Genomic DNA, 13,995 nt, shown 5'->3' on the forward strand with positions numbered 1-13,995 from the left:
ACTTATCTTGCCCGCAACTTCTCGATGAATGGAGGCAGAAGCGATTTCCGCGGCTTCTTGGCCCCGCCGCGGCCGGTCAGGCGCTGCGCGATCTGCAAGAACATTTCCGTGGTGCGGTGGCTCGCCGCGATTTCAGCGATCATCTGGCCGTTGTTCGCGGCCGACCCGAACATCTGCGGATCGAACGGGATGCTGACGATCGGCTGGCTTTCAATGGCCTTTGCGAATTCGTTGGGGCTGATCTCGGGCCGTTTCGGAACCCCGACCTGATTGAGGCAATAGAGCGGAGGCCGGTCGTTCGGCCGCGCCAGCTTGAGCAGATCGAACAGATTCTTGGTGTTGCGAAGATTGGCGAGGTCCGGCGTCGCGACGATGAGGATGTCATCCGCGCCGATCAAGGCCCGCTTGGTCCAGCCGGACCATTGATGCGGGATGTCGAGTACGATGCAGGGCATCGTGGTCCTCAGGGTATCGAGAATCGAGTCGAACGCCTCGGTCCCGAAGTCATAGACCCGGTCCAGCGTCGCCGGCGCGGCCAGCAGGCTGAGATGGTCGGTGCATCGCGACAGCAGGCGGTCGACGAACGCGGTGTCGATGCGATCCGGCGAAAAGACGGCGTCGGCGATGCCTTGAGGCGGGTCCTGATTGAAATCAAGCCCGGCCGTGCCGAAGGCGAGATCGAGGTCGGCGACGACCGAATCAAGCGCCAGGTCGCGCGCGATCGCCCAGGCGACATTATGGGCGATCGTCGAAGCGCCGACGCCGCCCTTGGCGCCGGCGACGGCGATGACGCGGCCGACCGCCTTCGCTTCAGGGGTCGAAAACAGCCCGCAAACCGAGCGCACGACGGCGATTGCCGTGACCGGCGCCATGACGTAATCGCTGACGCCGCGCTTGACCAACTCGCGATACAGCGTGACGTCGTTGACGCGGCCGATGACGACGACGCGGGTGCCGGCGTCGCAGACGGTTGCAAGCTGGTCGAGCGCGGCCAGGATGTCGCCGCGCTGTTCGGCTTCGAGGATGATGACGTTCGGTGTCGGCGCCGAGCGGTAAGCCTCTACGGCGGCGGCCATGCCGCCCATCTGAATCTTGAGATGGGCCTTGGCCAGCCGGCGATCCTCGGCGGCCGACTGCACGACCGTGGCCGTTTCCATCGTCTCGCAAAAGGCCTGCACCGATACGCGCGGCGCCGGCGCGACATGTTCGTCGGCCCCCGGCGGAGGAACGGCGGATGGCTCTTCTGCGTCCTGGCGAGTGTAACTGATCATTGTCCCACACTGCTGATTTTGTTCTTGTCCGCGTCCGGATAGACGGTGGCTGACGATTGACCCTGTCGGTACTTGTCGAGTGCGTAGGTCCGGCGGGGAGTATAGGCCGGCGTTTCCGGGCGCGGTTGGACGAGGTCAGAGGGGTTATCGACCATTGCAGCAAGATTGCGCTGGCTTGCGCACCCGAAATTCCAGTACGGCTTGTTGTCGAGATAGCCTTTGTTCTTGATCGAGGGGCCGAGGTCTTCGGGCCAGACCCCGCAGGGGCCGGCCACGGCCGCGATTCGCGGATAGGTCAGGCGAATGGTCGCGAACAGGCGCGGGTCGGCGGGCCGGTAATGCCGGACGATAATCCCGCGCGGCGGCACGCCGGCGGCGGCCAGCAGCGAGCGCACCTCCCTGAATGAATCGGCGGTGGCCCTCGCATTGCTGGTGCCGGTCGGAACTTCAGCGACGATGGCGCCGGTTCCCTCGCGGAGCCAGACGCTCGCAAGCCCGACGACATCGGCGCGCTGCGATGCCGACAGGCCGCCACGCGTATCGCCGACGAAGATATTGACGGTTCGATCGGCTTCCTGAATCGCGATGGGGTGCCGCAAGCGATAATCGTCCGGAATGCTCGCGGTGGTGTTCTCCTGGCTCGTATGCGTACAGGCCCCCAGCGCGCCGGCGAGGCCGGCGACGAGGACAGCTATGCGAAGCCTGCGGCAGCGTTCGGCGGAATCTTCGGATGTCATCGTTTTGTTCCTTGCCCCGCCTCAGTCGGTGATGAAGCCATAGGTGCCGCGATACTGACGCGCGGGTTCGACACGGCCCGGAGCGCCGTAGATGCGATTGATGCTGCCCAGCAGGTCGGATTGCGGATCCGATGCATCGGTGAAGCCGTCGTCGGGTCGCGAAAGATCCTTCTGCGCGACGGCGCGCACGACATAGGGCGTTACGAGGATCATCAACTCGGTGTTGTTGTTGACGTAGTCGCGGCTGCGGAACAACGTTCCCAGCACCGGGATCTGGGATACTCCCGGCATGCCGCTGATGGACTGCTTGGTCTGCTGCTTGATGAGGCCGGCCATCACCATCGAGCCGCCGGATGGAATCTCGAGCGTGGTATCGGCGCGGCGGGTCTTCAGCGAGGGGATCGTCGTGCCGCCGACGCTATAGGAGCCCTCCTGAGAAAGCTCCGATACTTCGGTTGCGACGTGCAGGCTGATCCTGCCTCCGCTCAAGACGATCGGCGTGAATCCGAGCGAGATACCGAATTTTTTGAACTGGATCGTCTGCGTACAGGTCTGCACCGGGCCGGTGCCCGTGCAACTCGGCAGGCCGGGGACGGGAAATTCGCCGCCGGCGAGGAAATTCGCCGATTCGCCCGAGATTGCGGTCAGGCTGGGTTCGGCGAGCGTGCGGACGACGCCTGAGTTTTCCATCGCGCGCAGCGTCGCCTGAACGCTGGGGACGCCCGGAGTCCCGCTTTTGCCGAAGCCGCCTATCGCGCTGTTTCCCGGCACCAGCGCCGATCCGTTCGCGGTGAACGGATTGGAGTTGTTGAAATTCACGACGGCGGTGCCGTAGCTCATGTTGGCGCTCAAATCGATGCCGAGCTGCTTGACGATGTCGCGCTGCACCTCCGCGACGACCACTTTCAGCATGACCTGGTCGCGGCCGCGCACGGCGATATTATTGACAACCTTTTTCGGATCGCCGGCGAGGCGTGCGGCGAGATCGGCCGCCTGCTGGGCTTCCACGGGGTTCTGGGCCCAGCCCGAAAGCATGACTCCGTCGCCCAGGCCGTCGACCTTGATCGCGGCGTCCGGCAGGAGTTGTTTGAGCGCGGCGCGCAAGCCGTTGAGGTCGCGCGTGACCGCGATGTCGTAGGCCGAAATCTGCTGGCCGTTGCTGTCAAAGAATATGATGTTGGTCTGACCGACCGCCGCGCCGATGATGTAGGCGCGCTGCGCCGACCTCACCACGGCGTTTGCGATCTTGGGGTCGGCGACCAGGACGTCCTTGACGTCACGGGGCAGGTCCACCACCACGGACTTTCCGATGCCGAGCGAGAGAGGTTGCGCGTGCATGTTTGAGCCCTTCGTTGCGGCGGGCACGCGGTAATCGCTGGCGAACACCGGCATCATCGCCGGATTCAGCGTGAAGGCCGCGACCGCCGCAAACGAGAGGGACCGCGTCACAAGGGCCTGGAACGGTGTCGGATTGGTCGTCCACTTCATGACAGGCGTCCTTGATTACCTCTGTACGGTGGTCTGGGTTCGAACGCCGTAACGAACGACATTGACGTTGTCGCGCTTCTGGTCGTCGTTGCTGCTTTCCGGGGCGTTGGCGTCGGCGAGGCTGCGCAGCGCCAGCGACAGGGTTCCCATCTGGCGGGACCGCGCCAGCGTCTCCGCCTGCTCCGGCTTCAGTTCGAGCGTCGCGGTCTTGCCGACCACGACCTTCTGACCGTTCTTCTCCGCGATGGTCTGGTCGATCGCGAGAACCCGCACGTTGCCGAGAATGATCTCCGAATTGACGGAGTCCGCGCTTGAATGGTCCGCGTTTTTCTCTCGTTTCGAGAGGATCACGTCGACGCGGTCGTTGGGGAGAATAAAGCCGCCGGCGCCCGTTTCAGGCGAAATCTCGGTCGAGATGGCCCGCATGCCCGTCGGCAGGATCGCGGCCATGAAGCCGGACCCCTTCGCACTGACGAGCTTGGGTTCGCGAATCGGCTCCCCCGCGATGAAGGGCGAGCGGGCGATCGATCCCGCCAGTTCCGCGGTCGCATTGGGATGCTGATCGCGGCGGATGAAGCTGTTGCTGGCGGAATTCGCAGGCCACGCCTGCCATGCCACGTCGTTCGCGGTCACCGCCTGGCCGAGCTGGATGTCCGACTTCGCGACCAGAACGTCCACGGTTTTGAGTTGCGCGGTTTGAGCGGGGTGCGGTTTCTTGCTGTCGGATCCGCTCGCGAGATAGGCGGCGAGGCCGCCGGCGCCGACGGCGATGGCCAGGACGACAATGCGTGCGGTGTTCATGCGCTTCGCTTTCCCAATGACGGTGCGACGCTTGCGCCGCCCGTACCGGGAGTTGAGCATTTATTCGTCAAAGCATGGTTAATGAGGCGTATCTAAATCGCGTTAACGAGACCTTGCTTGCGCGAGGTCAGTGAAGCGCAAAGCGCGCCAGGTCGACAGCCCGGATCCACTCGGTCTCCGGATAGATCAGCAGCGCGCCGAGCGCGAGCGCGATCCCGTAGGGAATTCCGCTCTCACTACTGTGCAGCCGCATCAGCCACGGCTGACCGTAAAGCCTGGCCGGAAGCGGCCATTGCCGGAACTGAAGCAGCAGCAACGTCAGGGCGCCGCCGAACACGGAGGCGATGAGCAGATAAGGCAGCAGGAAACTGAACCCGAACCACAATGCGGCGGCGGCGGCCACCTTGGCGTCGCCGCCGCCGACCCAGCCCATGGCAAAGCAGGTAAACGACAGCGCCAGCACGATGGCGCCGGCCGCGATATGCAGACCGATCTCGGTCGGGCCCATGCCGGAGGCGAGCGCGAGCGCGAGGAAACCGGCGATCAGCAGCAGCGATACGCGGTTGGAGATCGTCATGGTCAGGAGATCGCTGGAGGCGGCGAATGCCATCAGGGCCGGAAACAACAGAAGCCGGAGGAGGTCGAGGATCATGGTGCTGCCCGTGTCGCGGATTCTTGGCGCGGAAAGCTAACCGACGAACAGTGAACAATCGCGAAATGCGCGCGACGCTTCACAAGACGCTGACGGCCCGGATCAGGAGGACGGCTGAGGCCAGCGCGAGCGCCATGCAGACGGTCTGGAGAACCTGTCGTGTCCGCTCGCGCTCAGGCGAGGGGAACAGTCCTGGACGGGCGAACTTCAACGGAGCCATTGTGGTCCACTCGAATTGCGGTTCACTCGAATTGTCGTCTCGGTTCGGTGCGGCGGAAGCGAAGAAGAAAAAAGGGTCCCGGGTTGCCGGGACCCTTTCGTGGCGAAACGAAAGCTGACGATTAGGGGGAGGTGGTGCTGCCACCGCCGGTGCTGCCACCCAGCTTGGTGTTCACATCCGCGAATACGCCGTTCAGCGTGCCGCCGAGCGTCTGGACGGCGACGATGATCGCGACGGAGATTCCGGCGGCGATCAGGCCGTATTCGATCGCGGTCGCGCCGGACTCGTCCCTGGCGAAACGCTTGACCAGATTCTTCATAGAAAACTCCCTGTGTTCATATGGCTGTCGAAATGCACCTGGTCCCAACGGCGTTCTCAGCACCGCGACCATGGCGCCACCATAGACAGCAGGAATTGCAGCGCGGTTAATTCGGTTGCATAAACCCAGTCGCAACGGGCGTTTCTTTGGCACGGTGAATTTAGATTTAAGGAAGATTGATAAAAATGCATTCGACACGGATACCGCCCTGCTCGAATGTCTTCCGCTCCGGTTCGGGAGCGAACAATTCCTCGCGTTGATCCAGGCCGCATTCGCGTCTCCTTGCGTATCGGTCTTTGGCAGGGGTGAAGACGCGGATTGCGCGTGGCGCCCGCTCTCCCTGTCCGCGGCGGTGGCTCCCAGGCAAGCGCGTTTGCAGTTCGTTCATCAATTAACGGCAGATTTGCCATGTCAGACGCCGGCGGCATCGTTCTCGGTTTGCCGGCTCGTATTCGCTCCGGAGTAGAGTATGTGGTTCAAGTCCCTGTTCGGCCATTCGCGTGCTCCGGTCCTCGGCCTGTCGCTTGCAGCCGCGGTTTTGCTTGGTCCGGCGGCGACTCTCGCCGAAGTGACTGATCCGATCTCGGTCAATGTGGACCAGGCGAAACTGGTCAAGCTGCCGGGTCATGTCGCGACGATCGTGGTCGGCAATCCGCTGATTGCCGATGTCACCCTGCAGCCCGGCGGTCTCGTGGTCGTGACCGGAAAGGGCTACGGCGCAACCAACGTGATTGCGATGGATCGCGCCGGAAGCATCCTCGTGGATCGCGTCATTCAGGTCGAGGGACCGAGCGATCAGGTCGTGACGGTCTATCGCGGCGTGGAGCGCGAGTCGTATAGCTGCATGCCGGTTTGTCAGAAGCGGGTCACCCTCGGGGACAGCCCAGGCTACTTCAAGGCCGCGATGGATCAGGCCAATAATCTGAGTTCGCAGGCCAGCGGAACGTCCTCAAAATAATAAATCCGGTCGACGGTCGGCAACACGCGCCGGCGCGCGTCCCCGCAATTGCGCTGCCCGGTCCCATCCGAGAGTGGTCAATATTGCGTATACGGCCAGGGGCATTTTGCTTCTATCGGGCGAAACACTTCCACAATTAGTTTCGGCTAGCGTCCCGTTTTCCGGAGTTCGCATATCCTTGCAGCCTCCATTGATGCGAACTCCGGAAATCAGAGGACACCAGCAACCTTATAGTTCTGGTGTGGTTTTGGTCCGGACGTTCGCTTAAGGAGCTTGCAGGAGATCGAGCGAACGTCCGAGCCGCCACACCGGTCCTTGACGGTAAATAAATCCCGCCGTGTGCAAGGATTCTACGATGTCGCCGTTCTTCCGTCTCAAGACCGCAGCAGCAAGGGCGGCCAATCGTCTTCGCCGCAACCAAAGTGCGTCTGCGGCGGTGGAATTCGCCCTCGTCGCACCGCTGTTCTTCGCATTGCTGTTTGCGATCATCGAAACGGGACTGGTGTTCTTTGCGAGCCAGAGCCTGGAGACCGCGGTGCAGGACTCGGCGCGCACGATCATGACCGGCCAAGCGCAGGTCGCCGATTACGACAAGCAGGGCTTCAAGAAAAATGTCGTCTGTCCGAACGTGAGCGTCCTGTTCAACTGTACGAGCGGCATCTACGTCGATGTCCAGAACTATCCTTCCGGATTCGGGAGCGTGACGATCGACGATCCGATCACGGACGGGAATTTCGTCGACCGTACGCAATATAGCCCGGGGGGACCTTGCGCCATCGTCGTCATGCGGCTGTTCTATCAATGGCCGCTGTTCGTGACCCGTCTCGGATACAACATTGCAAATCTGAGCGGCGGCGAGCGATTGCTGTCGGCGACGGCCGCCTTCAAGAACGAGCCCTTTAACGGGGGGTGCCCGTGAGATTTGTGTTCACAACCTATCGGCGCTTGCGGCACGCTGCGAGTGAATTGCGCAGCGACGCGCGCGGTTTGGCGGCCACCGAGTTTGCCATGATCGTGCCGCTGATGCTGGTGATGTTCCTCGGGACGGTCGAGGTCTCGACCGGCGTCGCCATCGATCGCAAGGTCACGCTGGTCGCGCGGACGCTGTCCGATCTGACGTCACAGTCGAAGGCGGTGGGCGACACGGACATCGCGAACTTCTTCGCCGCGAGTTACGGCATCATGTGGCCATACCCCTCGGCGCCGGTCCGGGCCACGATTTCCGAACTGTACATCGATCCGGCGACGTCGGTGGCGCGGGTGCAATGGAGCAAGGGCACGGCGCCGCGGGACCCGGGAACGCCGGTCGATATCCCCTCGGGGCTCATCGGCAAGGATTCGTCGGAAAAGACGCTTCCCGGTCAGTACCTGATCTTCAGCGAGGTCAGCTACCTCTACCAGCCGGGCATCGGTTACGTCGTGTCGAAGGCCGGCGTGACACTGAGCGACACCACCTATACGCGGCCGCGTCAGTCGACCTGCGTCATCTATCCCACGCCGGCCGCCGGCACCCCTTTTCCTTCTTGCCCGACGAATTGAAGTTACGCGAACACTTCCGAAATCAGCATAAAAAAGGCCGCACTCAAAGCGCGGCCTTTTTCTCGATCTGATCTTTTCGATCTCGATCACGCCCTGGGGCGCGCATGCTGTCTAGCCGGCGGCGCGTAGATTGTCGGCTGATGATTTTCCAGAGCGGCGGTCAGCGACGATCTCGTAGCTGATCTTCTGTCCTTCACGCAGCGTCCCGAGTCCGGCGCGTTCAACCGCGCTGATGTGAACGAACACGTCGTTGCCGCCATCGTCGGGTTGAATGAAGCCGTAACCTTTGGTCGCGTTAAACCACTTCACGGTTCCCATGCTCACGGGTAGTCCCTTTATCAAGTACGTCTATCGAAGCCCGCTTTCGGCGGGCTGGTGAGTTTGGATTTTTGGAAGGGTCGTCAGTGTCTAAACCGGCTGTACCGGTGGTAGCTAATGTCGTCCGGCCGAAAATCGCTGTTTCTATATTATTCGAACCCCGGCTCCAAAACAATCCTGACGTGCACGATTTTTTGAGGTTTGCGGAATTGCCGGCGCGGCCGAGGACGCTTTTGTCCTGATATCGGCGTGTCTTCCACACTCGACACGATTATCTGCGGCGGAACTGGCCTCCTCGGGGCGGCGCTCCACGCGGCGCGCCGCCGCCGGGGCGCTCATCCTTGTGCCGGAAGATCAGGCGGCCCTTTTCGAGATCGTAGGGGGACATCTCGATGGTGACGCGATCGCCGGCGAGCGTCTTGATCCGGTTTTTTTTCATCTTGCCGGCGGTATAGGCGACGATTTCGTGTCCGGCATCGAGCTGCACCCGATAGCGGGCGTCGGGGAGGATTTCGGTGACCAGTCCTTCGAACTGGATCAGTTCTTCTTTCGCCATGGGGGTCTCCGGATCGGGTGGCGTTTTATGAGCGTTGAGGACGTGGGTTGGATTTCGAGCGCGCGGGGCGGCTTTCCCGGTGCAGGAAGGCGACGCCCTGCATCCCGTCGGGCTTGCCGCCTCGCGAAGGCCGGGCGGACTCATGCCGGACGGTGTCCGGCCGGCTCGTTTGCGGCGCGCCGTCGCCGTGACGGCCGCGGCGGCGCGGACCTTTCGCGCCGGGCGCGGCATCGCCGGTCCTGGTCGCGTGACCACGGGGCGCGGGACGTCCGGCGCGATGCTGCTGGCGGGCTGGCGCCGCCTCGCGCTGCCCCGGCGTCCGGCGATCTTCTCTCGGCAACGCCACGCGGATCAATTTTTCGATATCGCGGAGATAGGCCATTTCCTCGGCGCCGGCGACCAGCGAGATCGCCGCGCCGTCGGCGCCCGCCCGCGCGGTGCGGCCGATGCGATGGACATAGGTCTCGGGAACGTTCGGAAGGTCGAAGTTGACGACGTGGCTGATCCCGTCGACATCGATGCCGCGCGCCGCGATGTCGGTCGCAACCAGCGTGCGGATCTCTCCGGTCCGGAACGCCGCCAGCACGCGCTCGCGGTGGTTTTGCGATTTGTTGCCGTGGATCGCATCGGACCTGATGCCGGCCTTGGCGAGGCTCTTCACCACCTTGTCGGCGCCGTGCTTGGTGCGCGTGAAGATCAGCGCGCGGTTGACCGGCTCCTGCTTCAGGAGCTGGGCCAGAAACGCCGGCTTGCCGGCGTGATCGACCTGGATGATGCGCTGGGCGATGCGGTCGACGGTGGAGGCGACCGGCGTCACCGCGACGCGCGCCGGATCGCGCAGCATCTGTTCGGCGAGTTCGGCGATGTCCTTCGGCATGGTGGCCGAGAAAAACAGCGTCTGCCTCTTGACCGGAAGCTTGGCGACGACTTTGCGGATGTCGCGGATGAAGCCCATGTCGAGCATGCGGTCGGCTTCGTCCAGCACGAGAAATTCGACCTGGCCGAGCCTGAGCCCGTTGCTTTGAACGAGATCGAGCAGGCGGCCAGGCGTCGCGACCATCACCTCGACGCCTTGCATCACCGAGCGGACCTGACGTCCCATCGGAACGCCGCCGATCGCGAGCGCCGAGGTCAGGCGCAGGTGGCGGCCGTAAGCGTTGAAGCTGTCGAGGATCTGGCCCGACAGTTCGCGCGTGGGGCTGAGCACCAGCACCCGGCAGCTTTTGGGCTGCGGCTTGATGCGGTTCTGCAGCAGGCGATGCAGGATCGGAAGAGCGAACGACGCGGTCTTTCCGGTGCCGGTCTGGGCAATTCCGACGATGTCGCGTCCGGCAAGGGCAAGAGGAATGGTTTGAGCCTGGATGGGCGTGGGCGTCAGATATTTCTCTTCAACGAGCGCACGCGCGATGGGATCGGCAAGGCCGAAATCCTGAAAGGAGGGCAAAAGGTTGTTTCTTTCCATTATGCGGCTGGACGCCCGGCGAGGTCGGCCGGAGCGTGCCAAGGTGTCTATAGACACCCGCGTGCTTGGGGCGTCGATTGAGATCAGCTAGATTAAGGGCAAGCCAGAAACCGTCGAACGGGCTCAGAACACGCGGCTCGCAGCGACCCGATTATTCGCGAGGTCGCGCCACCATATGGAACAGGAACGCGGCAGATTCAAGGTGAATCGTCGAGGCTGCGCCTGGCCAAGGTTCCCGGCAAGCCAATCACGCCGCGCCACGCCGCCTCCGTCCGGTCTTTGTGCCGTTACTCCCCGTTCCACCCGCACGCCCTGAGCCGCGCGTGCAGATGCATGGGCGCGGGCGCGGTGACCACGACGGGCGGCTTGGTCTTCGACAGGGGGATCGCGATCTCGCGCGCATGCAGGTGCAGGCCGGGTTCGTCTGCACGCGGGATGTATTGTTCGTTGCGCTGGCGTCGCAAGCTTGCCTGCGTTCCGTAGATATTATCGCCGGTGATCGGCCAGCCCATCGCCGCGCAGTGGACGCGCAGTTGATGGGTTCGGCCGGTGACCGGCTCCAATGCAAGCCAGGTCAATTGAACTCCCTCTCCCATCACTCTTGCTCCCTCCCCCCTTGCGGGAGAGGGTCGGGGAGGCTGATGAGCTGCGGGTTCAGTCGGGCTCGAGTTCGTCGCTCTTCGGATTGCTTCGGGTTCGATTTCCTCGACGAGGGGGGAGGTGGTTAGCGATCCGCGCCCCAGCACCCTCCATTTCGTCACCGACGGCAGCCCGTCCGGGTCGGGCTTCTGCCACCAGCCGCGTTCATGGTTCAGTCGTCCGAGCGGAATGTCGATGGTCCCCTCGTCGTCAGAGGGGCCGCCCTCGACCACGGCCCAGTAGGTTTTCGAAATCCTGCCGTGCTTGAACAACAGGCCGAGCGAGGCCGTCGCCTTGCGATGGCGTCCGAGCACCAGACAGCCGGAGGTGTCGCGGTCGAGCCGATGGGCAAGCACCGGCGGCCGCGGCAGGCCGAACCGCAGCGCCTCGAACGAGGCTTCGAGATTGGCGCCGCCCTTGGGGCCGCGATGCACGGGGATGCCGGCCGGCTTGTCGATCACCAGCATCAGCCCGTCGCGGTGGAGCACGCGGGCCCGGATTTCCTCCGGTGTCGGCTGTGGGGTGTCCATAAGTCACTTTAATCTGATTGCGGCATGATCCTATCCGAAAACCGGTCTCCACTTTTCGGGATCATGCCGCGCAAGTCTTTCGCTCGCAGGTCGAAACGGCTAACACACCTCCACGATGAGCGACAGCACCGACGACAAATCGAAACAGAGCTGGTGGCGCAGGCTGTCCGGCGGCCTCAAGCGGACCTCCACCTCGATCGGCACGGCGGTGGCCGATCTCGTCATCAGGCGCAAGCTCGACCGCGCGATGCTCGACGATATCGAGGACGTGCTGCTGCGCGCCGACCTCGGAACCGCGGTCGCGGAGCGGATCGCGGCCGCCGTGGGCGAGGGGCGTTACGACAAGGCGATCTCCGCCGACGAGGTCAAGACTGTCGTCGCGACAGAAGTGGAAAAAGTCCTCGCGCCGGTGGCGCAGCCGCTGGTCATTGACGAAACCCAAAAGCCGTTCGTCATCCTGATGGTCGGCGTCAATGGCTCCGGCAAGACCACGACCATCGGCAAGCTCGCGGCAAAACTGTCCGCCGAGGGCCGCAAGGTGATGATGGCGGCGGGCGACACGTTTCGCGCGGCAGCCATCGATCAATTGAAGGTCTGGGGCGAACGCACCGGATCGCCGGTCGTCGCGGGCGCGCAAGGATCGGATTCGGCGAGCCTTGCGTTCAACGCGCTGACCGAGGCGCGCAACGACCGGCGCGACGTGCTGCTGATCGACACCGCCGGCCGTCTGCAGAACAAGGCGGAACTGATGAACGAACTGGAAAAAATGGTTCGCGTCATCCGCAGGGTCGACGAATCGGCGCCGCATGCGGTGCTTCTGGTGCTCGACGCCACCGTCGGACAGAACGCGCTGTCGCAGGTCGAGGCGTTTCATCGCACCGCAGGCGTCACCGGCCTGGTGATGACCAAGCTGGACGGCACCGCGCGCGGCGGCATTCTGGTGGCGCTGGCGGAAAAGCACAGACTGCCGGTGCATTTCATCGGCGTCGGCGAGGGGGTCGACGATCTTGCGCCGTTCACCGCGAAGGACTTTGCCAAGGCGGTTGCGGGGATCGAGGGTTAGAACAGTTCATCTTCAAATGGAAACGCAACTCGTCGTCATCGCGAGCGGAGCGAAGCAATCCAGTCCGCTTTAAAGCATCTGGATTGCTTCGTCGCCCCGCTCCTCGCAATGACGAGAACAGAGTCCCGATTCCATCAAAACCGGAAGCCCTAATGGACAAGAAGCAACCGCATCCTCTCTTCAAGCTCGCGACCGAACTCGGCCCGCTCCTGGTGTTCTTCGCCGCCAACGCGAAGTTCAACCTTTTCGTCGCGACAGCCGCGTTCATGGTGGCGATCGTCGCCGCGATGATCGCGTCCTACATCGTGACGCGACATATCCCGCTGATGGCGCTGGTCACCGGCCTCGTCGTCCTTGTGTTCGGTACGCTGACGCTGGTGCTGCACGACGAGACCTTCATCAAGGTCAAGCCGACCATCATTTACGGGCTGTTCGCATCCGTGCTCGGCGGCGGATTGTTGTTCGGCCGCTCCTTTATCGCGATGATGTTCGATCAGGTGTTCAACCTGACGCCGAAGGGCTGGCGGGTGTTGACGCTGCGCTGGGCGCTGTTCTTTTTCGGCATGGCGGTTCTGAACGAGATCATATGGCGGACCCAGAGCACGGACTTCTGGGTCAATTTCAAGGTTTTCGGTGCGGTCCCGCTCACCATGATCTTCGCGATGATGCAGATGCCGCTGGCCAGACGCTACGAACTCGCGCCCGAATCGCTCGAGGCCAGCGACGCGAAGGAGGGGGATATCGGGAAAGGCTAGAGTCTTTCCGCTTCTGATGGAATCAGAAGCGCGGTTATGCCCTCAAGGACTATTCGTCGACGACATAAAAATGCGGTGCAAGGCGAACAACGTTCCTAAAACGGTCGGACCCAATGCGTTTGGAAAATTGAGCTGATCGCTTCGATGCAGGCAGCATGATCTCATCGCTCTCGTCGTAGACGACAAACCGGTTCAGACCGACCATGGCGTTGCCGCCCCAATCGAAGAAAGCCAGTCGCGCGTCCTTTTGGTCGAGATGGGCAATATGGTCCCTATACTCATTTTCGTACAAAAGAAAATGAACGCGGTCGACGACCGTCGCTGCGTGGCGAGCGAAGGGAAGCGCTGCCAACAGCAACAATGGAAATGCGCAGGCTGAGATTGCCATGCGCCACTGACGACGAATTGCGGATCGGATGATTGTCCAGAGGACTACGACGGATGAAATGATTATTATAAAGGCTAAAAACGGAGCCCACATCAAGAACAGCATCGAAAAAGCGATCGCGGCAACGGGCCACGAGAGCACAAAAGCGGCAAAGAGCATTACGGCGGCACCGGCATACGTCGGCCAGTAAATGAATCTGTCCTCAAATGCCAAAGGCTTTTCTGAGGCCTTCGCCGAATCTGTAGCGGGGTTTCTCATGGCGGTGTGCCGCCGCATCGGCGCGTGAGCGCCGATGCGTT

Annotated in this window: 16 protein-coding genes; 5 read left to right on the forward strand and 11 right to left on the reverse strand. The window is 62.7% G+C overall.

Going from position 1 to position 13,995, the window contains the following annotated elements; translation table 11 throughout:
• Positions 1 to 2: 2 nt before the first annotated feature.
• The 6 genes from ACMDCM_RS15575 to ACMDCM_RS15600 all read right to left on the reverse strand — a co-directional run bounded on the left by ACMDCM_RS15575 (position 3) and on the right by ACMDCM_RS15600 (position 5,488).
• Positions 3 to 1,271: an AAA family ATPase gene (locus tag ACMDCM_RS15575; RefSeq protein ID WP_412774396.1), complete on the reverse strand. Its 1,269-nt coding sequence runs from the start codon at positions 1,269 to 1,271 to the stop codon at positions 3 to 5.
• A complete protein-coding gene (locus tag ACMDCM_RS15580; protein WP_412774397.1) occupies positions 1,268 to 2,008 on the reverse strand; it encodes a CpaD family pilus assembly protein in 741 nt (246 codons plus the stop codon). The genes ACMDCM_RS15575 and ACMDCM_RS15580 overlap by 4 nt, the downstream gene beginning before the upstream one ends.
• Positions 2,009 to 2,029: 21 nt before the next feature.
• The gene (locus tag ACMDCM_RS15585; protein ID WP_412774398.1) at positions 2,030 to 3,496 is read right to left on the reverse strand and encodes a type II and III secretion system protein family protein; all 1,467 of its coding nucleotides are present in this window, start codon (positions 3,494 to 3,496) and stop codon (positions 2,030 to 2,032) included.
• Between the two features lie 15 nt (positions 3,497 to 3,511).
• Positions 3,512 to 4,297, reverse strand: a complete 786-nt coding sequence (gene cpaB / locus ACMDCM_RS15590; protein ID WP_412774399.1) for a Flp pilus assembly protein CpaB — start codon at positions 4,295 to 4,297, stop codon at positions 3,512 to 3,514.
• A gap of 127 nt (positions 4,298 to 4,424) precedes the next feature.
• On the reverse strand, positions 4,425 to 4,949 hold the full coding sequence (locus ACMDCM_RS15595) for an A24 family peptidase (protein WP_412774400.1): 525 nt from the start codon (positions 4,947 to 4,949) through the stop codon (positions 4,425 to 4,427).
• A 341-nt stretch (positions 4,950 to 5,290) separates the two neighbouring features.
• Positions 5,291 to 5,488 carry a Flp family type IVb pilin gene (locus tag ACMDCM_RS15600; RefSeq protein ID WP_412774401.1) on the reverse strand — a complete coding sequence of 66 codons (198 nt, stop codon included), beginning with the start codon at positions 5,486 to 5,488 and terminating at the stop codon, positions 5,291 to 5,293.
• A 469-nt stretch (positions 5,489 to 5,957) separates the two neighbouring features.
• Between ACMDCM_RS15600 and ACMDCM_RS15605 the strand changes: the two genes are divergently transcribed.
• From ACMDCM_RS15605 to ACMDCM_RS15615, 3 genes are all read left to right on the forward strand, one after another.
• Positions 5,958 to 6,446, forward strand: a complete 489-nt coding sequence (locus ACMDCM_RS15605) for a pilus assembly protein N-terminal domain-containing protein (protein ID WP_412774402.1) — start codon at positions 5,958 to 5,960, stop codon at positions 6,444 to 6,446.
• 355 nt (positions 6,447 to 6,801) lie between these two features.
• Positions 6,802 to 7,365, forward strand: coding sequence for a TadE/TadG family type IV pilus assembly protein (locus tag ACMDCM_RS15610; RefSeq protein ID WP_412774403.1), 564 nt, complete (start codon positions 6,802 to 6,804; stop codon positions 7,363 to 7,365).
• A complete protein-coding gene (locus tag ACMDCM_RS15615) occupies positions 7,362 to 7,985 on the forward strand; it encodes a TadE/TadG family type IV pilus assembly protein (RefSeq protein ID WP_412774404.1) in 624 nt (207 codons plus the stop codon). Before ACMDCM_RS15610 ends, ACMDCM_RS15615 begins: the two co-directional genes overlap by 4 nt.
• Positions 7,986 to 8,096: 111 nt before the next feature.
• Here ACMDCM_RS15615 and ACMDCM_RS15620 read toward each other — a convergent pair whose 3' ends face one another.
• The 4 genes from ACMDCM_RS15620 to ACMDCM_RS15635 all read right to left on the reverse strand — a co-directional run bounded on the left by ACMDCM_RS15620 (position 8,097) and on the right by ACMDCM_RS15635 (position 11,490).
• On the reverse strand, positions 8,097 to 8,309 hold the full coding sequence (locus ACMDCM_RS15620) for a cold-shock protein (protein WP_002714433.1): 213 nt from the start codon (positions 8,307 to 8,309) through the stop codon (positions 8,097 to 8,099).
• Between the two features lie 265 nt (positions 8,310 to 8,574).
• Complete coding sequence (gene infA / locus ACMDCM_RS15625) at positions 8,575 to 8,859, reverse strand: translation initiation factor IF-1 (protein ID WP_412774405.1); 285 nt, start codon at positions 8,857 to 8,859, stop codon at positions 8,575 to 8,577.
• 25 nt (positions 8,860 to 8,884) lie between these two features.
• Positions 8,885 to 10,321, reverse strand: a complete 1,437-nt coding sequence (locus ACMDCM_RS15630; protein WP_412774406.1) for a DEAD/DEAH box helicase — start codon at positions 10,319 to 10,321, stop codon at positions 8,885 to 8,887.
• 287 nt (positions 10,322 to 10,608) lie between these two features.
• Positions 10,609 to 11,490, reverse strand: coding sequence for an RluA family pseudouridine synthase (locus tag ACMDCM_RS15635; protein ID WP_412774407.1), 882 nt, complete (start codon positions 11,488 to 11,490; stop codon positions 10,609 to 10,611).
• Between the two features lie 115 nt (positions 11,491 to 11,605).
• Here ACMDCM_RS15635 and ftsY point away from each other — a divergent pair, with 115 nt between their 5' ends.
• Together ftsY and ACMDCM_RS15645 are read left to right on the forward strand one after the other, a co-directional pair.
• Positions 11,606 to 12,553 carry a signal recognition particle-docking protein FtsY gene (gene ftsY, locus ACMDCM_RS15640; RefSeq protein WP_412774408.1) on the forward strand — a complete coding sequence of 316 codons (948 nt, stop codon included), beginning with the start codon at positions 11,606 to 11,608 and terminating at the stop codon, positions 12,551 to 12,553.
• Positions 12,554 to 12,705: 152 nt separating this feature from the next.
• Entirely contained in the window at positions 12,706 to 13,308 is a 603-nt protein-coding gene (locus tag ACMDCM_RS15645; RefSeq protein WP_412774409.1) for a septation protein A, read from the forward strand.
• A gap of 49 nt (positions 13,309 to 13,357) precedes the next feature.
• Here the strand turns inward: ACMDCM_RS15645 and ACMDCM_RS15650 are convergent, their stop codons facing one another.
• Positions 13,358 to 13,954 (reverse strand): hypothetical protein, encoded by a 597-nt coding sequence (locus ACMDCM_RS15650; protein WP_412774410.1) that lies wholly within the window; start codon positions 13,952 to 13,954, stop codon positions 13,358 to 13,360.
• Positions 13,955 to 13,995: the final 41 nt, after the last annotated feature.

The sequence above is a fragment of the Nitrobacter sp. genome (genome assembly GCF_047149785.1).
In the GTDB taxonomy this organism is placed as follows: domain Bacteria; phylum Pseudomonadota; class Alphaproteobacteria; order Rhizobiales; family Xanthobacteraceae; genus Nitrobacter.